Origin of the sequence: Paraburkholderia dipogonis (assembly GCF_046027395.1) — a bacterium.
Classification (GTDB): Bacteria; Pseudomonadota; Gammaproteobacteria; order Burkholderiales; family Burkholderiaceae; genus Paraburkholderia; species Paraburkholderia dipogonis_A.
Genome location: NZ_JAQQEG010000064.1, coordinates 15,510 through 35,029 on the forward strand (window position 1 = coordinate 15,510; position 19,520 = coordinate 35,029).

The 19,520-nt window shown below is 63.7% G+C and carries 14 protein-coding genes; 11 read left to right on the forward strand and 3 right to left on the reverse strand.

Annotated elements, in window-relative coordinates:
- Positions 1–277 precede the first annotated feature (277 nt).
- From PQR32_RS39135 to PQR32_RS39160, 6 genes are all read left to right on the forward strand, one after another.
- Complete coding sequence (locus tag PQR32_RS39135; protein ID WP_408240327.1) at positions 278–1,846, forward strand: tetratricopeptide repeat-containing glycosyltransferase family protein; 1,569 nt, start codon at positions 278–280, stop codon at positions 1,844–1,846.
- 425 nt (positions 1,847–2,271) lie between these two features.
- Complete coding sequence (locus tag PQR32_RS39140; protein WP_106282004.1) at positions 2,272–2,871, forward strand: TetR/AcrR family transcriptional regulator; 600 nt, start codon at positions 2,272–2,274, stop codon at positions 2,869–2,871.
- A gap of 98 nt (positions 2,872–2,969) precedes the next feature.
- A complete protein-coding gene (locus PQR32_RS39145; protein WP_408240330.1) occupies positions 2,970–4,757 on the forward strand; it encodes an acyl-CoA dehydrogenase C-terminal domain-containing protein in 1,788 nt (595 codons plus the stop codon).
- A 127-nt stretch (positions 4,758–4,884) separates the two neighbouring features.
- Positions 4,885–7,320 carry a 3-hydroxyacyl-CoA dehydrogenase/enoyl-CoA hydratase family protein gene (locus tag PQR32_RS39150; RefSeq protein WP_408240333.1) on the forward strand — a complete coding sequence of 812 codons (2,436 nt, stop codon included), beginning with the start codon at positions 4,885–4,887 and terminating at the stop codon, positions 7,318–7,320.
- A gap of 190 nt (positions 7,321–7,510) precedes the next feature.
- Positions 7,511–8,710, forward strand: a complete 1,200-nt coding sequence (locus tag PQR32_RS39155) for an acetyl-CoA C-acyltransferase (protein WP_408240336.1) — start codon at positions 7,511–7,513, stop codon at positions 8,708–8,710.
- Between the two features lie 118 nt (positions 8,711–8,828).
- Positions 8,829–9,599 (forward strand): enoyl-CoA hydratase, encoded by a 771-nt coding sequence (locus PQR32_RS39160; protein WP_408240339.1) that lies wholly within the window; start codon positions 8,829–8,831, stop codon positions 9,597–9,599.
- A 131-nt stretch (positions 9,600–9,730) separates the two neighbouring features.
- Here PQR32_RS39160 and fdhD read toward each other — a convergent pair whose 3' ends face one another.
- Entirely contained in the window at positions 9,731–10,570 is an 840-nt protein-coding gene (gene fdhD, locus PQR32_RS39165) for a formate dehydrogenase accessory sulfurtransferase FdhD (RefSeq protein WP_408240342.1), read from the reverse strand.
- Between the two features lie 149 nt (positions 10,571–10,719).
- Between fdhD and PQR32_RS39170 the strand changes: the two genes are divergently transcribed.
- Both PQR32_RS39170 and PQR32_RS39175 read left to right on the forward strand, forming a co-directional pair.
- Positions 10,720–11,196 carry a nitrate reductase associated protein gene (locus PQR32_RS39170; protein WP_408240345.1) on the forward strand — a complete coding sequence of 159 codons (477 nt, stop codon included), beginning with the start codon at positions 10,720–10,722 and terminating at the stop codon, positions 11,194–11,196.
- Positions 11,197–11,373: 177 nt separating this feature from the next.
- Complete coding sequence (locus PQR32_RS39175) at positions 11,374–14,484, forward strand: sensor domain-containing protein (RefSeq protein ID WP_408240348.1); 3,111 nt, start codon at positions 11,374–11,376, stop codon at positions 14,482–14,484.
- An 18-nt stretch (positions 14,485–14,502) separates the two neighbouring features.
- Here PQR32_RS39175 and PQR32_RS39180 read toward each other — a convergent pair whose 3' ends face one another.
- Complete coding sequence (locus PQR32_RS39180) at positions 14,503–15,117, reverse strand: glutathione S-transferase (RefSeq protein WP_408240351.1); 615 nt, start codon at positions 15,115–15,117, stop codon at positions 14,503–14,505.
- A gap of 160 nt (positions 15,118–15,277) precedes the next feature.
- Between PQR32_RS39180 and PQR32_RS39185 the strand changes: the two genes are divergently transcribed.
- Both PQR32_RS39185 and PQR32_RS39190 read left to right on the forward strand, forming a co-directional pair.
- On the forward strand, positions 15,278–16,210 hold the full coding sequence (locus tag PQR32_RS39185; RefSeq protein ID WP_408240354.1) for a LysR substrate-binding domain-containing protein: 933 nt from the start codon (positions 15,278–15,280) through the stop codon (positions 16,208–16,210).
- Positions 16,211–16,405: 195 nt separating this feature from the next.
- Positions 16,406–16,744 carry a DUF4148 domain-containing protein gene (locus PQR32_RS39190; RefSeq protein WP_408240357.1) on the forward strand — a complete coding sequence of 113 codons (339 nt, stop codon included), beginning with the start codon at positions 16,406–16,408 and terminating at the stop codon, positions 16,742–16,744.
- A gap of 68 nt (positions 16,745–16,812) precedes the next feature.
- On the opposite strand, the gene PQR32_RS39195 is transcribed toward PQR32_RS39190, so the two are convergent.
- Positions 16,813–17,208, reverse strand: a complete 396-nt coding sequence (locus PQR32_RS39195) for an acyl-CoA thioesterase (protein WP_116118972.1) — start codon at positions 17,206–17,208, stop codon at positions 16,813–16,815.
- A gap of 284 nt (positions 17,209–17,492) precedes the next feature.
- On the opposite strand from PQR32_RS39195, the gene PQR32_RS39200 reads away from it, so the two are divergent.
- Positions 17,493–19,382 carry an ABCB family ABC transporter ATP-binding protein/permease gene (locus PQR32_RS39200; protein ID WP_408240360.1) on the forward strand — a complete coding sequence of 630 codons (1,890 nt, stop codon included), beginning with the start codon at positions 17,493–17,495 and terminating at the stop codon, positions 19,380–19,382.
- Positions 19,383–19,520 lie beyond the last annotated feature (138 nt).

Here is a 19,520-nt window from a genome sequence, read left to right on the forward strand (position 1 = left end):
GGAATGCGTTTGCGGCCAGCGCCTGCCAGGCACGAAGCGGTTCAAGCGCAATGCTTGGGCCGCTTTGCTTTGCGTCGACGGACAGCAGGCCGTGTTTCGGAGTGATCCTAGAGACTCCTCGCACCTCGGCAAAGATAATCTGCGCTCTTTATAAATCGAGCGGTCGGGCGTAATCCACGCGCCACGCGAACCGTCTCCTCCTCAAGCCTCGCTGCCGTTTCGACTGCGCGCTCACGGCAACCGGATCGGCTGCGTAATGGATACGCATTCGCCAACCATGTCCGATTCCCCTTCCTCCCAAGCTGCCGATCATTCAAGTCTTCACGACGAGGCCGTGCAGGCCTATCAGGCCGGTCACCATGACGTGGTGAAGGCACTCGTCGATCGAATCCTCGCCGAGGACGCGGAACATGTCGGCGCCATCCACTTGCGAGGCCTGCTCGCGCTTGCGTCCGGACATGCGCAAGACGCGCTGCGCTGGCTCGAACGCGCGATCCGGATCCGGCCGGAGCCGATTCTGTACAACACGCTCTACGCCATTCGCCTGAAGCTGGGAGACATCGCCGGCGCCGTGCAGAGTATCCGGCAGGGGCTGGCGCTTCAGCCCGATTTTGTCGCGTTCCACTACAACCTCGCGTTGACCCTGCAGCATCTTGGCAACCTCGAGGGTGCCGCGGTCAGCTATCGGCGAACGCTCGAACTCGAACCGGACCACTCGGCGGCGCATAACAATCTGGGCCGCGTGTACGCGGACCTCGGCGCATTGGAAGAAGCCGAGCATCATTACCGGCGCGCCATCGAACGGGCGCCCGCCAACCTCGTCGCGCGCAACAACCTGGCCATGGCGCTGCTAGCGACTGGCCGTTACGAAGAAGCGTGGCCGTATTTCGAGGACCGCTGGTTCGGCTTCAAGCTAGCCGACGGCACTCCTATGCGCGTTCCTTTGGAAGTGCCGCTGCCGCGCTGGATGGGTGAAAGCGCCCCCAACAGTCACGATACGCAGACAGCGCGCGCGCCGGAGGGGCGTCTGCTGGTCCTTCATGAGCAAGGCCTCGGTGACAGCTTGCAGTTCGTGCGCTATCTGCCATTGGCGCTGAAGCGCTTTCGTCAGGTCGGGTATCTGTGTCCGCCACCCTTGCACCGCCTTTACGCGCAATCGCTGTGCTCACGCTGGCCGGGCCTCGTGTTGCTCGACGCGGTCCCAACCGATCTGTCCAGTTGGGACCAATATGTCCCGCTGATGTCCATGCCGTTGGCGTTCGCGACGCGAGTGACCACAGTGCCAGCCGCGCTTCCTTACCTTCACGCCGATGGCGGGCTCGCCGCCGCCTGGCGCGGGCGACTCGACGCGCTGCCCGATCCCCGTTTGCCGCGCGTCGGCGTGGTCTGGGCCGGTGGTCATTCCGGCTTCCACCTGGATGCTCTGCGCAGCCTTGCCGCCGCGCAATTCGCGCCGCTGCTCGCCCTACCTCACGTGCGCTGGATCAGTCTGCAAAAAACCGACGATCCCGCCAAACTTCCCGACACAGCCATCCGTTCGCTCCTTACGGACTGGACAGACGAAATCAGCGACTTCGCGGATACCGCGGCATTGATCGACAACCTCGATCTGGTGATTTCCGTCGATACCTCGGTAGCGCATCTTGCCGCGGCGATGGGCAAGCCAGTCTGGCTGCTCAACCGTTTCGCCGGATGTTGGCGCTGGCTGTATGGCCAAGACGACAGCCCGTGGTATCCCGGATTGCGTCTTTTCACCCAGACGCGGCGTGGCGACTGGAGCGATGTGCTGGCGCGGGTTGCCGCGGCGCTTACACAAACTTTCCCGGTGCACGGCAACGCATCCTGACGCGGTCCTCTTTCTTCCTGCATGTTCCGATGAAGCAAGCCTGAGCGGGCCGGCGCCACGGCGGCAACGCCATGCCAGGCTTGCGTCCGACGGAGCGATCGACGCGCCCGTTCCAACCGGCAGTCCCAGTGCTAAACCGTCCCTCCAATACCCGCGATACGCCAAACGCTTCTGCATTTGCACCGACTTGCTGCATCATGTCGGCCGGCTGCGTTAATCAGAAGAAAGCGTGCACTCAGGCGGGCAACCCCTGTCTCAAGGCAAACGCCTCTAAAAAATCTCATTCCTCTGATTGACGGATGCCGCAGAATTGAAACCAGGTTAGAAACCGGTTTCTAATAAAGTCCTTGTTTCGCGGACGGCGGCACTCAATAATAGTACGGCCGTTCGATTTTCTTTCGGTCACATTAGAACGGTAAAAAGCTATGCGAAAAGGCGAACAGACGCGAGCCGCAATTCTCGACGCAGCACTTGATCTGGCAAGCCGCGACGGACTGGAAGGTCTGACGATCGGGCTGCTGGCTGAGCGCATGCAGATGAGCAAAAGCGGGGTGTTCGCGCATTTCGGGTCGCGCGAGGATTTGCAGGTCGAAGTCGTGCGCGAATATCACCGTCGTTTCGAAGACGAGGTGTTTTTCCCGAGTTTGCGCGAGCCTCGTGGATTGCCGCGCTTGCGCGCGATGATTTCCCGCTGGATCGAGAAGCGCATTCAGGAAGTCACCACCGGTTGCATCTACATCAGCGGCGCCGTCGAGTACGACGACCGCGCGGATAACCCGGTGCGTGAGCAACTGGTGTCGAGCGTGACGGTCTGGCGTGCGGCGCTCACTCGCGCGATTTCGCAGGCAATGGAAGAAGGGCATCTGCGTGCCGACACCGATCCGCAACTGATGCTGTTCGAACTGTACAGCTTCACGCTCGGTCTGCATCACGACGCGCGCTTCCTGCACTTGCCGGATGCGGTGCGTCTCACGTGGGCCGCGCTGGAAAAATTGATTGTTTCGTATCAAAGCGAAAGCCGTTAGCAGCGCCGCCGCCGATCAGGCGGATTCAGCGGCGCAGAAAGTTCCGATCCACGGACTCGGCTAACGGCCTGGCTTCTTGTCAAACTTGGGAGAGAGTCATGGGACAGTACGCCGCGCCGCTGCGCGACATGCAATTCGTGTTGCACGAACTGCTTAACGTCGAAGCCGAAATCAAGCAGATGCCGAAGCACGCGGATCTCGATGCCGACACGATCAATGCGGTGCTCGAGGAAGCCGGCAAGTTCTGCTCCGAAGTACTGTTCCCGCTCAACCACAGTGGCGATCAGGAAGGCTGCACATACGCCGGCGACGGCGTCGTGACCACGCCGAAGGGCTTCAAGGAAGCCTACAAACAATACGTCGAAGCCGGCTGGCCCGCACTGGGCTGCGATCCGGAATACGGCGGCCAGGGCCTGCCCGCGTTCGTCAACAACGCGCTGTATGAAATGCTGAACTCAGCGAATCAGGCGTGGACCATGTACCCGGGCCTTTCGCACGGCGCGTACGAATGTCTGCACGCGCACGGCACGCCGGAGTTGCAGCAGCGCTATCTGCCGAAGCTGGTCGCGGGCGTCTGGACCGGCACGATGTGTCTGACCGAGCCGCATTGCGGCACCGACCTCGGCATTCTGCGCACCAAGGCCGAGCCGAACAGCGACGGCTCGTACGCGATCAGTGGCACGAAGATTTTCATCTCCAGCGGCGAACACGATCTCGCGGAAAACATCGTTCACCTGGTGCTCGCGCGTCTGCCGGGCGCACCGAACGGCACCAAGGGCATTTCGCTCTTCATCGTGCCGAAGTTCGTACCGAACGAAGCAGGCGAACCGGGCGAGCGCAACGGCGTGAAGTGCGGCTCCATCGAACACAAGATGGGCATTCACGGCAACGCGACCTGCGTGATCAACCTCGACAACGCCAAGGGCTGGCTGGTCGGCGAGCCGAACAAGGGCTTGAACGCGATGTTCGTGATGATGAACGCCGCGCGCCTGGGCGTCGGCATGCAGAGCCTGGGTTTGACCGAAATCGGCTACCAGAACTCGCTGACGTACGCGAAAGAGCGTCTGCAGATGCGTTCGCTGACCGGCCCGAAGGCGCCGGAAAAGGCGGCTGACCCGATCATCGTACATCCGGACGTGCGCCGCATGCTGCTCACGCAGAAGGCCTACGCCGAAGCCGCGCGCGCCTTCTCGTACTGGTCCGCGCTGCATATCGACAAGGAACTGTCGCACGCGGATGAATCGGTGCGCAAGGAAGCCGCCGACCTCGTCGCGCTGCTCACGCCGATCCTGAAGGCGTTCCTGTCGGACAACGCGTTCGAGAGCACCAACCACGCCATGCAGATCTACGGCGGCCACGGCTTCATCGCCGAGTGGGGCATGGAGCAGTACGTGCGCGATGCGCGCATCAACATGATCTACGAAGGCACCAACGCGATCCAGGCGCTCGACCTGCTCGGCCGCAAGATCCTCGGCGATATGGGCGCGAAGATGAAGAAGTTCGGCAAGCTGGTGTCCGATTTCGTCGAAGCCGAAGGCGTGAAGCCGGAAATGCAGGAGTTCATCAACCCGCTCGCCGACATCGGCGAAAAGGTGCAGAAGCTGACGATGGAAATCGGCATGAAGGCCATGCAGAACCCGGACGAAGTCGGCGCCGCCGCCGTGCCATATCTGCGCACCGTCGGCCACCTGGTGTTTTCGTACTTCTGGGCCCGCATGGCACGCGTCGCGCTGGATAAGGAAGCCTCGGGCGACCCGTTCTACAAGGCGAAGCTCGCCACGGCCCGCTTCTACTTCGCCAAGCTGCTGCCGGAAACGGCAATGACGATCCGTCAGGCACGCGCCGGCTCGAAGTCGATGATGGACCTCGAAGAAGCGCTGTTCTAAGCCCAAGCGTCAGACAACATCAAGGCAGGCGCCGCGCGTGTCGAACCCGCGGCGCCTCCCGTCAGCCACACATCGCGAAGCGTCCCATGAAGCTTCGCGACATCGCATAACTCTCCGGAGGAACGACGTGAGCAATCTGATCATTCGCAAGGTAGCCGTGCTCGGCGCCGGCGTGATGGGCGCGCAGATCGCCGCGCACCTTATCAACGCCAAGGTGCCCGTGCTGCTGTTCGACCTGCCCGCCAAGGAAGGCCCGAAGAACGCGATCGCGCTGAAGGCGATCGAGAACCTGAAGAAGCTGTCGCCGGCGCCGTTCGGCGTGAAGGACGACGCGCAATACATCCAGCCCGCGAACTACGACGACGACATCGAAAAGCTCGCCGAATGCGACCTCGTGATCGAAGCCATCGCCGAACGCATGGACTGGAAGCATGACCTGTACAAGAAAGTCGCGCCGCACCTCGCACCGAACGCGATTTTCGCGACCAACACGTCGGGTCTGTCGATCACCGCACTTTCGGACGGCTTCCCGGATGAACTGAAGGCGCGCTTTTGCGGCGTGCACTTCTTCAATCCGCCGCGCTACATGCACCTGGTCGAGCTGATCCCGACCGCGACCACGCGTCCGGAAATCCTCGATCAACTCGAGTCGTTCCTGACCAGCGTGGTCGGCAAGGGCGTCGTGCGCGCGAAAGACACGCCGAACTTCATTGCCAATCGCGTGGGGATTTTCTCGATTCTCGCCGTCGTGACCGAAGCCGCGAAATTCGGCCTGCGTTTCGACGAAGTGGACGACCTGACGGGAGCGCGTCTGGGCCGTGCGAAGTCGGCGACTTTCCGTACCGCCGACGTGGTCGGTCTGGACACGATGGCGCACGTCATCAAGACGATGCAGGACACGCTGAAGGACGACCCGTTCTTCCCGGTCTATGAAACGCCGGCCGTGCTGGCTGAACTCGTGAAGAAGGGCGCGCTGGGACAGAAGACCGGCGGCGGCTTCTACAAGAAGGAAGGCAAGGCGATCAAGGTGCTCGACCCGAAGACGGGCGACTACGTGGACGGCGGCGCGAAGGCGGACGAACTGGTCGGCCGTATTCTGAAGCGCCCGCCGGCGGAGCGTCTGAAACTGCTGCGCGAGTCGCAGCACCCGCAGGCTCAGTTCCTGTGGGCGATTTTCCGCGACGTGTATCACTACATCGGCGTGCATCTCGAATCGATCGCCGACAACGCGCGCGACGTCGATCTGGCGATCCGCTGGGGCTTCGGCTGGAACGAAGGCCCGTTCGAAGGCTGGCAGACGGCCGGCTGGAAACAGGTCGCCGAATGGGTGCAGGAAGATATCGCGGCCGGCAAGGCGCTCTCGAACGTGCCGCTGCCGTCGTGGGTGCTGGAAGGTCCGGTGGCCGAGCAGGGCGGCGTGCATACGAACGAAGGTTCGTGGTCGCCGGCTTCGAAGACGTTCGTGCCACGCTCGTCGCTGTCGGTCTACGACAAGCAGGTGTTCCGTGCACCGCTGGTAGGCGAAACCAAGGCTGATCCGAAGACCTACGGCAAGACGCTGTTCGAAACCGACGCGGTGCGCGCATGGGTCGACGATCGTGCCGGCGAGAACGACGTGCTGATCGTGTCGTTCAAGAGCAAGATGAACACGATCGGACCGTCGGTGATCGACGGTCTGACGCAGGCGATCGAACTGGCCGAAAAGGACTACAAGGGTCTGGTCGTGTGGCAGCCGACGTCGCTGAAACTCGGCACGCCGGGCGGTCCGTTCTCCGCGGGCGCCAACCTCGAAGAAGCGATGCCGGCGTTCATGATGGGCGGCGCGAAGGGCATCGAGCCGTTCGTGAAGAAATTCCAGCAAGGCATGCTGCGCGTGAAGTATGCGAGCGTGCCGGTCATCTCGGCCGTGTCGGGCATCGCGCTCGGCGGCGGCTGCGAGCTGGCGCTGCATAGCGCGAAGCGGGTCGCGCACATCGAAAGCTATATCGGTCTGGTGGAAGTCGGCGTGGGCCTCGTGCCCGCGGGCGGCGGCTTGAAGGAAGCTGCGCTGCGCGCGGCAGAAGCAGCGACGCAAGTGGGCGCGACCAACGACCTGCTCAAGTTCGTGCAGAAGTCGTTCGAAAACGCGGCGATGGCAAAGGTCTCGGCCTCCGCGCTCGATGCCCGCGCGATGGGCTACCTGAAGCCGTCCGACACGATCGTCTTCAACGTGTTCGAACTGCTCGACGTCGCGAAGAAGGAAGCGCGCGCGTTGTCGGCGTCGGGTTACCGTCCGCCGCTGCGCGTCACGCAAGTGCCGGTGGCCGGCCGCTCGGCGATCGCGACTATCAAGGCGTCGCTCGTCAACATGCGCGATGGCCGTTTCATCAGCGAGCACGATTTCCTGATCGCGAGCCGTATCGCGGAAGCGGTGTGCGGCGGCGACGTGGAAGCGGGCAGTCTGGTCGATGAAGAATGGCTGCTGCAACTCGAGCGTCGTGCGTTCGTCGATCTGCTCGGCACGCAAAAGACGCAGGAACGGATCATGGGCATGCTGCAAACCGGCAAACCGGTGCGTAATTAAGCGACGAGCGACCGCAAAACATATGCATGGGACCAGAGCAAGCGCTAAAGCGCTAACTCTGGTCGACCGCGATAGGACTGCATGGGACCAGAGTAAGCGCTAAAGCGCTAACTCTGGTCGACCGCGATAGGACTGCATGGGACCAGAGTAAGCGCTAAAGCGCTAACTCTGGTCGACAAAGGAGCTTTAAATGGCAAAGCAATTGCAAGACGCATACATCGTCGCCGCGAGCCGTACGCCGATCGGCAAGGCGCCGCGCGGAATGTTCAAGAACACGCGCCCGGACGAACTGCTGGTGCACGCGATCAAGTCGGCCGTGGCGCAAGTGCCCGGCCTCGATACGAAGGTGATCGAAGACGCGATCATCGGCTGCGCGATTCCGGAAGCGGAACAAGGGCTGAACGTCGCGCGCATGGGCGCGCTGCTGGCCGGCCTGCCGAATAGCGTCGGCGGCGTGACGGTGAACCGCTTCTGCGCGTCGGGCCTGACCGCGCTGGCCATGGCCGCCGACCGCATCCGCGTCGGCGAGTCGGACGCGATGATCGCCGGCGGCTGCGAATCGATGAGCATGGTGCCGATGATGGGCAACAAGCCGTCCATGTCGCCGCATATCTTCGATCGCAATGAAGACATCGGCATCGCCTACGGCATGGGCCTGACCGCGGAGAAGGTCGCCGAGCGCTGGAAGATCAGCCGCGAAGCGCAAGACGCGTTCTCGGTCGAATCGCACCGCCGCGCCATCGCCGCGCAGCAAGCCGGCGAATTCAACGACGAAATCGCCGCCTACACGATCACCGAGCGCTTCCCCGATCTCGCCACCGGCGAAGTCCGCGTGAAGACCCGCGAAGTGTCGCTCGACGAAGGCCCGCGCGCGGAAACGTCGCTCGAAGGTCTCGCCAAGCTGCGCGCGGTGTTCGCCAACAAGGGTTCGGTGACGGCGGGCAACAGCTCGCAGACGTCGGACGGTGCGGGCGCGTTGATCGTGGTGTCGGAAAAGATGCTGAAGGAATTCAACCTGACGCCGCTCGCGCGTTTCGTCAGCTTCGCCGTGCGCGGCGTGCCGCCGGAAATCATGGGCATCGGTCCAAAGGAAGCGATTCCGGCCGCGCTGAAGGCCGCCGGCCTGACGATCGACGACCTGGACTGGATCGAGTTGAACGAAGCATTCGCCGCGCAATCGCTGGCGGTGATCCAGGATCTCGGTCTCGATCCGGCGAAGATCAACCCGCTCGGCGGCGCGATCGCCCTCGGCCATCCGCTGGGTGCGACGGGCGCGATTCGTGCGTCGACCGTGGTGCATGGCTTGCGCCGCCGTAACTACAAGTACGGCATGGTGACGATGTGCGTCGGCACGGGCATGGGCGCGGCGGGCATCATCGAGCGCCTGTGAGCATGTTCACCCCGATGTTCGCTTCGGTCCGCGCGCGTACGCGTTGAAGACCGCGGAACGGTTCGCAGGCCACCCGGCTTGCGAACCGTTTTTACATTCTCAGCAGGAGTATGAGGAGATGACGATGGATATTCTGGTCGAGCGCGCCGACGGCGTGCTGACGATTGCCTTCAACCGTCCCGGCAGGAAAAACGCGATTACGGCCGCGATGTATCAGACGATGGCCGACGCGCTGGTCGAAGCGCAAGGCGACGCATCCGTGCGCGCCATCCTGATTCGCGGCAGCGCGGGCATTTTCAGCGCCGGCAACGATCTCGAAGATTTCATGAAGACGCCGCCGATGGGCGAAAACGCGCCGGTGTTCCAGTTCCTGCGCGCGATCAGCTCGGCGGAGCAGCCGGTGGTGGCGTCGGTGGCGGGCCCGGCGGTCGGCATCGGCACGACTCTGCTGCTGCATTGCGATCTGGTCTACGCAGCCGACACCGCGAGCTTCTCGCTGCCGTTCACGCAACTCGGCTTGTGTCCGGAAGCGGCGTCGAGCCTGCTGTTGCAGCGCGTGGCTGGCTACCAGGCAGCGGCGGAGAAACTGCTGCTCGGCGAAGCATTCGACGCCGCCGAGGCGCAACGCATGGGCTTCGTGAATCGCCTGCTGCCCGCCGCCGAAGTCGACGCGTTCGCCGCTTCGCAAGTCGCGAAACTGGCCGCGTTGCCGGCCTCGTCATTGCGCGTGACGAAGAGCTTGATGAAGCGGGCGAGCCACCAGGAATTGCAAACGCAGATGTCCGAAGAGGCCGTGCATTTCGGCAAGATGCTGCTCGCGCCTGAAGCACGTGAGGCGTTCAAGGCGTTCTTCGAGAAGCGCAAGCCGGACTTCCGGCAATTCGATTGAGTGGTGTGCCCGAACGCTTGAGCCACTGCGGCCGCGAGCGCTCTGGCGTAGAAGGGACTTGCCCGCTCGTGCGGTTTCCAGCTTTCGCGCCTTGGACGTCCGCCCGCTCGCCTGTCAGGCGCGTTAGCCGTTCAGGACTGCGCCGGCTGCAACGTATCGTAGTCGACGTAGCTTTTCTCGCGGCAGAAGCTCACCAGCCGCACGCCCGCCTTGCGGGCAATCGCAATCGCCAGCGACGACGGCGCCGAGATCGTGGCGACCATCGGCACGTCGACGCGCGCGGCCTTGCGCACCAGCTCGTAGCTGGCGCGGCTCGATAGAAACACGAAACCCTCCCTGGTATCGACGCGATCGAGCACCAGCTGGCCGATCAGCTTGTCGAGCGCGTTGTGGCGGCCGACGTCCTCGAACGCATAGCGGATCGCGCCCGCCGCGTCGCACCACGCGGCGGCGTGCAGGCCGCCGGTCAGCCGCGTCAGCGCCTGATGCTCGGGCAATTCGCGAGCGGCGCGCGCGATCGCGTCCGGCGCGAGCCGTTGCAGAAAACCGGTGTCCGGCACGCGCTCCGGTTCCAGATCCAGCAGATCGATGCTTTCGATGCCGCAAACACCGCAGCCGGTGCGCCCGGCGAGCGCACGGCGCTTCTCCTTCAGCGCGACGAACGCCTGCTGCACCACCTGTAACTGCACTTCGGCATGCGGCAATTCGCCGTCATCATGCAGCTCGACCTCGATGTCCTGAATGTCGCTGCCGCGCTCCACGATTCCTTCCGAAATCGCGAATCCCACCGCGAACGCTTCCAGATCGCGCGGCGTGCACATCATCACCGCGTGCGAAATGCCGTTGAAGACAAGCGCGACCGGCCACTCCTGACCGACGTGGTCGGTGACGGTTTCGACCGCCGCGCCGCGATGCCGGCGCACCTGGCGCTCCACGGCGCCCGGCTGCCCGGTTGTTTCCAGTTCGTTCAAGCTAGTTCACTCCTTTGCCATGCCGCGCGCGTGTGAGCGGTTGACGGCCCGGTACGTTGCCGCCAGCCATGCCGCCGTCGCGCGAATAAGGTTCTAAAATACCCCAAGCTGGGCTTGCGTGTTGCCCGCCATCCACGAGGGACATTGTCATGGGACTCAACGAAGCACCGCTTCTGTTCAACTTCGAGGTCGAGTCTTCGGAGAATTTCACCTACATCCCGATGTCGGTACGCTTCAATCTCGACCGGTTCGGGCTGCGCATCTCGCTCGATCAATGGCAAACGCTGCCGCTCGAAGACCGCAAGCTGCTGGCGCGTTTCCCGGTCGAGGAAGACGCGGAAATCGAGCCGAATTTCGATCATGCCCTGTTCGAAATGCTGCGGACCCACGCGAACATCGAACCGGAGTGGTTCACGCCCGAGGAAGCGCCGGCCTGGCGCCGCACGGACAGCGTGCCGGACGGCATCGCGCACCAGGCGCAACTGGCCGGTCTCGCCGCGCCGGGCGTCGCCCAGTGGGCCGAACTGGAGCCGTTCAAGCGCTACGTGCTCGCCAAGCTGTCGCGCAAGCCGGAGGCTAATCACGACTTTGTCCCGGCCATGAAGGAGTTCGGCGCCGCCGGCTAGGTACGGCCGGTTACGCGCAGCCAGGCAGCCAGGTTTTTTTCAATCGCTACCCTCAATCTATTCCGAACTCTGCCGTTATCCATGGGTTGGCGCGTAAAGAGACTCGTATCGATGCGGCCCGACGCATCGAAAGCGACCGCGCGCTCCCGCCCGCAGAACGATCGACGTTCGGAACCCATGACTCCTTTTTTATCGAAGCGGCTGCTGATCAACCTGGCGGTCGTTGCCGCGGCGATCGGCGCGAACGCGTTCGTCGCCTATACGCAGATCTGCGGCCAACGCGACGCTGACGCGCGCATGCTGCGTTCGACGAGCGTGCGCCAGAACCTCGACGCCTACCGCGCGGTGCTCGACGGCGGCCTTGCCGCGCTCGGCCGCTTCGAGGCGTCGGGCGAGTCGGCGCCGGCCGGCGCGGCCACCGCCATGGCCACCAAGCTCGCGGGTCTGGAGGGCGACCTGCGCAAGGAACTGGCCGGCGAACCCGCCATGCTCGACGCCCTCGCGAAGCTGAGCGCGGACAGCCACGCGTTGCAACACGACATCGACGACGCGCTGCTCAGGAGCGCCAATGCCGGGGCGGACGCCTCGCGCGCGTGGGCGGCCTCGACTTACACCCATCTCGGGCTCGGCCTGGATCGCGTCGAAGACGGCCTCGCGGCGCTGCGCGGCGCGGAGAACCGAGCCTTGCAGGCGTCGCTCGCGGCGTCCGCCAACGAAACGCAGCGGGCGATGTTCCTGCTGATCGTCACCATGCTGGGCGGCAGCGTGCTGCTGATCTTCACGTTCGGCGCCCGCGAAAACAGCGCGCGCGAGAAGCTGCGCACCGTGCGCGCGCTCGGCCGCCACGACGAACGCTTTCGCGGCCTGTTCGACGACCATCCGGTGCCGATGTACATCTTCGATCGCGAGACGCTGCGTTTTCTTGCAGTCAACGCGGCCGCGATCCAGCAATATGGCTACACCGAAAGCGAATTTCTCGGCATGACGATTCGCGCGATCCGGCCGAACGGCGAAATCGCGCGTCTCGAATCGCATCTGCAGCGCAGCGACGCGGGCCAGCACGGCCGCACCATGGCGGGCATCTGGCATCACCGGCGCAAGGACGGCTCGACGATCAGCGCCGACATTTCGTATCACGCGCTGAACTTTATGGGCCGCGCGGCGTTCTTCGTGCTCGCCGACGACGTCACCGACCAGATCAACGCCGAAGCCGAAGCGCAGCGTTCGAACCAGATGCTCGAAGCGGTGATCGACAATATTCCGCAGCGCATTTTCTGGAAGGACATGGAGTCGCGTTATCTCGGCTGCAACATGGCGTTCGCGCGCGATGCCGGGCTCGCGTATCCGGAGCAGGTGGTGGGCAAGAGTGACGCCGACATGCCGTGGCGCGACTTCTCGACGCTGCTGAACGACCACGACAAGGAAGTGGTGAGCACCGGCGTGCCGAAGATGAACTTCGAAGTCGATCTGGTGATCGACGGCGTGCATCGCACCACCGTCACGAGCAAGCTGCCGTTCACCGACGGCGACGGCCGCGTGATCGGCGTGCTCGGTTCCTACACGGACATCACCGAGCGCAAGCGCGCCGATCTTGCCTTGCGTCTGCAAAGCCGCGCGCTCGATGCCAGCGTCAACGCGATTCTGATCACCGCGCCTTCGCCGACCGGCAACCTGATCGAATACGTGAACCCGGCGTTCATGCGCATCACCGGCTATGACCCGGCCGAGGTGATCGGCCACGATTGCCGCGTCCTGCAGCGCGACGACCGCGAGCAGGAAGGCGTCGCGCTGATCCGCCAGGCGCTCGCCGCGAACCGCGAAGTCAGCGCGGTGGTGCGCAACTATCGCAAGGACGGCGCGCTGTTCTGGAATCAGCTCTTCATCGCGCCGGTGCCGAATCAGGACGGGCTGATCACGCATCACATCGGCGTGATCAACGACGTGACCGATCTGATGCGCTATCAGGAACAGCTCGAATACCAGGCCAACTACGACAGCCTGACTCGCTTGCCGAACCGCAATCTGTTGCGCGACCGTCTGCAACATGCGCTGATCGTCGCGCAACGGCACCACAAGGGCGTCGCGGTCGTGTTCATCGATCTGGACGGCTTCAAGAACGTCAACGACAGCCTCGGCCACAGCGTCGGCGACCGTCTGCTGAGCGTGGTGGCCGAGCGGCTCGCGCGCTGCACGCGCACGAGCGACACGGTGGCGCGGCACGGCGGCGACGAGTTCGTGATCGTGATGACCGATACCGTCGACGAACAGTCACTGATCGCGTGGATGGAACGCGTGCGCGCGTCGATCTCCGAGCCGGTGTGGCTCGACGGCACCGAGCTGTACGTCGGCTGCAGCATGGGTGCGAGCCTGTTCCCGCAAGACGGTGAAGATGCCGAGACGCTGATGAAGAAGGCCGACCTCGCGATGTATCGCGCCAAGGACATGGGCCGCAACACCTTCCAGTTCTACCAGCCGGAGATGAACGCGAGCGCGGGTGCGCGCCTGAATCTCGAACGGCGTCTGCGCCGCGCGTTGCGCGACAACGAATTCCTGCTGCACTACCAGCCGCAGGTGGATATCGAGAGCGGGCAGATCGTCGGCACCGAGGCGCTGGTGCGCTGGCGCGATCCGGAAGTCGGGCTGGTGCCTCCGTCGTCGTTCATTCCGGTCGCAGAGGAAAGCGGGCTGATCGGGCCGCTCTCGGAGTGGGTGCTGCGCGAGGCGTGCCGCCAGAACAAGGCCTGGCAGGACGAAGGCTTGCCGCCGGCGCGGGTGTCGGTGAATCTGTCGGCGCGGGTGTTCCAGCAGCGCGACATCGCCAAGCTGGTCATGCAGGTGCTGGCCGAGACCGGTCTCGAGCCGCAATACCTCGAACTCGAGCTGACCGAAAGCACCATCATGCGCAACGCGGAAGAAGCGGTGTCGATGCTCAACGAACTGCACGCGCTCGGCATCGGCCTTGCCATCGACGACTTCGGCACCGGCTATTCGAGCCTCAGCTATCTGAAGCGCTTCCCGGTGGACCGTTTGAAGATCGACCGCTCGTTCGTCTCCGACATCGGCGTGTCGGGCGACGACGAGACGATCACCTCAGCGATCATCGCGCTCGCGCATTCGCTGAAATTGCAGGTGATCGCCGAAGGCGTGGAGACGTCCGCGCAACTCGACTTCCTGAAAGAACGCGCGTGCGACGAGATGCAAGGGTTCTACTTCGCGAAGCCGTTGTCGACGGACGCGATCTCCGAACTGCTGCAAGGTGGCGAAGGGCGCGAGCTCGCGACGGTTTGAGTGCTCACGCCCGCAGGCTCACTGCGCCGGCGTGTCCAGAAAAACCGGCAGATCTTCCGCCAGTTCGGAGAACGACTGCAGGAGGGGATGTTCCGACTTGCTGACCATCCCCGGCAGCATCATCTGCGTGAAGTGCCAGGCGACCGCCACGGTGACGTCGGCCGCGTCGAACCGACTGGCCTCGATCGGCAGCGCCGCCGCCGCAAGCTCGCGCTCGAGTTCGGCGTAAGCGGCGAACAACTGCGTGCTCACGCGATCCACCCACGGCTCATGCTGCCTCTCCACCGGGCGCAGATTGCGTTCGTAGACGATCTGCACGCTCTTCTCGCAGGCGGCGAGCGCGAGGCCCGTGAGGCGGGCGGCGCGCAAGGCGGCGTCGGGCCGTGTCGGGAAAAGCCGCTGGTTCGGCCCGGCGAGCGTGGCGAGGTATTGGAGAATCACCGTCGAGTCCATCACGGTCTGGCCGTTGTCGGCGATCAGCGTGGGCGCCTTGACGACGGGGTTGATTCTCGCGAACTGGTCGTAGGTGCTGAACACCGAGATCGACTCGTGCTCGAAGTCGAGCTTCAGCAGTTTGAGGCAGATGGCGACCCGGCGTACGTAGGGCGAATCCAGCATTCCGATCAGTTTCATCTCATTCCCGTTAGAACATCTATCATGGCGCGCCCGAGCGCGCAGTGGCATGGGGATTCCCCTGCTGGCAAAGGTCGAGGCGCATCGAACCGATAGATTAAGCATCTACGCACCGCAAAAAAAGCGACAATTAACGACGATTTACGTCAGAATTTCTTACATGAAACCGATTCCGCCGTTGACCGCACTGCGCTGCTTCGAGGCCGTCGCTCGCTTGGGCGGCGTCACGCAGGCCGCACGCGAATTGCATGTCACGCACTCGGCGGTGAGCCAGCAGATCAAGGTGCTGGAAGATTCGATGGGCGTCGCGCTATTCATGCGCGAGGCGCGCGGGCTGCGGCTGACCGAGGAAGGACGGCTCTATGCGCTCGACATCCGCATGGCGCTGCGCGACATCACCCATGCGACGCGCCGCGCGCAGGCGCGGCCGCACGAAAGCGAACTGGTGATCACGACCTTGCCGTCGTTCGCACAGCATTGGCTCGTGCCGCGCCTCGCCAGCTTTCGCGACGCGCATCCGTATTACCGGATCCGCTTGCAGACGAGTTTGCAGGTCGAGGATTTCCGCCAGGGCGCGAGCGACATCGGCATCCGCATGGGACAGGGGCATTGGCCCGACGTCGCGCAACAGAAGCTGTTCGACGACGAGATGGTGGTGGTCGCCGCGCCGCATTTCACGCTCGCGCCGCATGGCCGCTTGCCCGTCACCGCCGAGGACGTGCTGGCCTGTCCGCTGATCTCGAGTCCCGATACGCCGTGGCATGACTGGTGTCAGGCAGCTCAGGTGGCGGAGCCGGCCGAGAGAGCGGTGGTGCTGTCGGCCAACGACTCGAATATCGTGATCGGCGCGGTGCGGCAGGGCCAGGGTGTCGCGCTCGAACGGCGCAGCCTGGTCGCGTATGCGCTGGCGCGCGGCGAGTTGGTGCAGATCACCGATATCCGCGTGCCATACCGTTATCCCTATTGGCTGGTCTGGCAGCAGCGGGAGATGCTCAATGCCTCGCAGGCGCATTTCGCGCAGTGGATCGAAGGGCAGGTCGACGCTTATCTGCGCAGTAACGGCGCGCCTGCGGTGTCGATTCGTGCGGGTTAGCCCGTACTCGTGCGCGTAATCGGTTTGCGCAGGCGTTTCAGTCGGATATATTCGTGATTCCCATCTCAGGCTGCGCTGGGAATTACGAAGCACCGATTCACGCGGCGTTGCGCCCGATTTTCGCTGCTCGCACTGGGTGATGGGCGTTTCGCCGTCGACTATCCGCCAATCCGACTGATCCGACTGGAGAGAACAATGACGTCGTCACCTGCGAAGAAACTGTCTGTGTTGCTGGCATCGGTTGTACTGAGCGTGGCTTGCGCCGCGCCGGCGTTCGCGCAAAGCGGCGGCGGCGGTGGCGGTCCGGCGGGGAATGATTCTGACGCGGCCATTCCGTCGGCCGCATCGAAAGCGGCTCCGAGCACCAAGGCTCAGCGCAAGGCCGCGCGCAAGGAGGCGCGGGCGAAGAAAAACGCCGAGTTGAAACAGTTGGAGAGCAACGGCTATCAACCGTCGCGCAACGATCCGAATTATCCGAACGACATTCAGAACGCGCAGAAGAAGGCGGGAATCGGCGCGGCAGCGAGCCAGTGACCTTGTACTACGGCTGAAGGAAAACGAGGCGCCGCGGCGCCTCGGTTTTTTTGTTTACCGCAAGCCGCTCAATCCAGCACCGGCAGCGCGCGCGGACGGCGATCGCTATCGGTGGCGACGTAGGTCAGCGTGGCTTCGGTGACCTTCACGAGATCTTCGGTGAGGCTCATGCGCTGCGCGTAGACCTCGACCGCCACGGTGACCGACGTATTGCCCGTCTTGACGATGTCCGCGTAAAAGCTCAGCAGATCGCCGACGAACACCGGCTGCTTGAACACGAACGAGTTGACCGCGATGGTCGCCACCCGCCCGTTGGCGCGGCGGCTTGCCGGAATCGAACCGGCAATGTCCACTTGCGCCATGATCCAGCCGCCGAACACGTCGCCGTGGACGTTCGCGTCCGAGGGCTGCGGCACCACGCGCAGCGCGCAGTGCTTTTGCGGGAGTTGGAGAATATCGGTCATCGGGGCACCCTTGAGAAACGTGTTGGCTCGGTCGGCTCGACCGGCAGGCGGGGCATTTCACGACAACGGTACGGCACGCACCGCGCGGCCAACGTGCCACCCACGGCGGGCCAACCCATGAAAAGCGGCGCCAGCCGGCTTCTGCGACAATAGAAAGATCAGGAATTGTACGGGAAAGCGCCCAGCCGGGTCGCGCGACAAAAACCAGTGTGCCGGTCCGGCATGCCGCAGTCGCCGCGCCGCTGCGAACTCCGGCATTTCCACACTCTCCCCAGCCGATCTCCATGCGCCGCACGCCCTCGTCCGAACCCTCGCCGATCTCCACCCAGCCGCGCAACGACTGGCAGACGATCCTGTCGCTGCTGCCGTATCTCGCCACATATAAATGGCGGGTCGGCTTCGCGCTGAGCTGCCTGATCGGTGCGAAGGTCGCCAATCTCGGCGTGCCGATCGTGATGAAGCGGATCGTCGACGGTCTCGCCTCGGTGCAGCATCTGACCGCGCTCGGCCGCGCGCATGATTCGCCAGGCATCGTGTTGCTGGGTGGCATCGGCCTGCTGGTGGTCGCGTATGCGGTGGTGCGGCTGTCCACATCGCTATTCACCGAACTGCGCGAGATTCTGTTCTCGAAGGTGACCGAAAGCGCGGTGCGCCAACTCGCGCTGAAAGTGTTCCGCCATCTGCATGCGCTGTCGTTGCGCTTTCACCTCGAACGGCAGACGGGCGGCATGTCGCGCGACATCGAGCGCGGCACGCGCGGCATCACGCAACTGATCTCGTATTCGCTGTACAGCATTCTGCCGACGCTCGTCGAAGTCGGGCTCGTGCTCGGCTTTTTCGTCGTCAAATACGAGGCGTATTACGCGGTGGTCACGTTCATTGCGCTCGCCGTGTACATCGTGTTCACGGTGAAGGTCACGGAGTGGCGCACGCATTTTCGCCGCACCATGAACGATCTCGATTCGAAAGCGAATTCACGCGCGATCGATTCGCTGCTGAACTACGAGACGGTCAAATACTTCGGCAACGAAGAGTGGGAAGCGAGCCGTTACGACGAAAACCTCAAGCGCTATCGGACGGCGGCGATCAAGTCGCAGCGCTCGCTGTCGGCGCTGAACTTCGGGCAGCAGGCGATTATCGGCACGGGGCTCGTGTTCATTCTGTGGCGCGCCACGCAGGGCGTGATGGCCGGGCGTCTCACGCTCGGCGATCTGGTGCTGATCAACACCTTCATGCTGCAGCTTTATATTCCGCTGAATTTTCTTGGCGTCGTGTATCGCGAGTTGAAGCAAAGCCTCACCGATATGGATCGCATGTTCACGCTGCTCGGCGCCGCGCAGGAAGTGCCCGACCTGGAAGGTGCGCCCGCGTTGCGTGTGAGCGGCGCGCAGGTGCGCTTCGAGCGGGTGAATTTCGCGTACGAACCGGCGCGCCAGATTCTGTACGACGTGAGCTTCACGATTCCCGCAGGCACGACGACGGCGGTGGTCGGCCATAGCGGCTCGGGCAAATCGACTCTCGCGCGGCTGATGTTCCGCTTCTACGATCTGGACCGCGCGACGGGCGGCGCGATCACCATCGACGGTCAGGATATTCGCGACGTCACGCAGGATTCGCTGCGCGCGTCGATCGGCATCGTGCCGCAGGATACGGTGCTGTTCAACGATTCGATCTACTACAACATCGCTTACGGCCGCCCCTCGGCGACACGCGACGAAGTGATCGCGGCGGCGCGCGCGGCGCATATTCACGAGTTCATCGAAGGGCTGCCGAAGGGCTATGAAACGCCGGTCGGCGAACGTGGCCTGAAGTTATCCGGCGGCGAAAAGCAACGCGTGGCGATTGCGCGGACCATCCTCAAGAATCCGCCGATTCTGTTGTTCGACGAAGCGACCTCCGCGCTCGATTCACGTTCCGAGCGTGCCATTCAGCACGAGCTCGATCAGATCGCCCGCGAGCGCACGACGCTGATCATCGCGCACCGGCTTTCGACGGTGGTGCACGCGCAGCAGATCATCGTGATGGACAAAGGACGGATCGTCGAGCGCGGCACGCATGCGGAACTGTTGCGCGCGAACGGGCTGTTCGCGCAGATGTGGGCGTTGCAGCAGCAGCGCGCGGCCGAGGCGCCGGAGCCGGTGGAAATCGTGGGTGCGGGGGACGGCGGGCCGTAAACTCGTGCGGCGATTTTTTGCGTCGTCGCGTGGCAATGCAGCGCGATGCGAAACTCTAGCGCCGAACGCCGAACGCCGAACGCCGAACGCCGAACGCCGAACGCCGAACGCCGAACGCCGAACGCCGAACGCCGAACG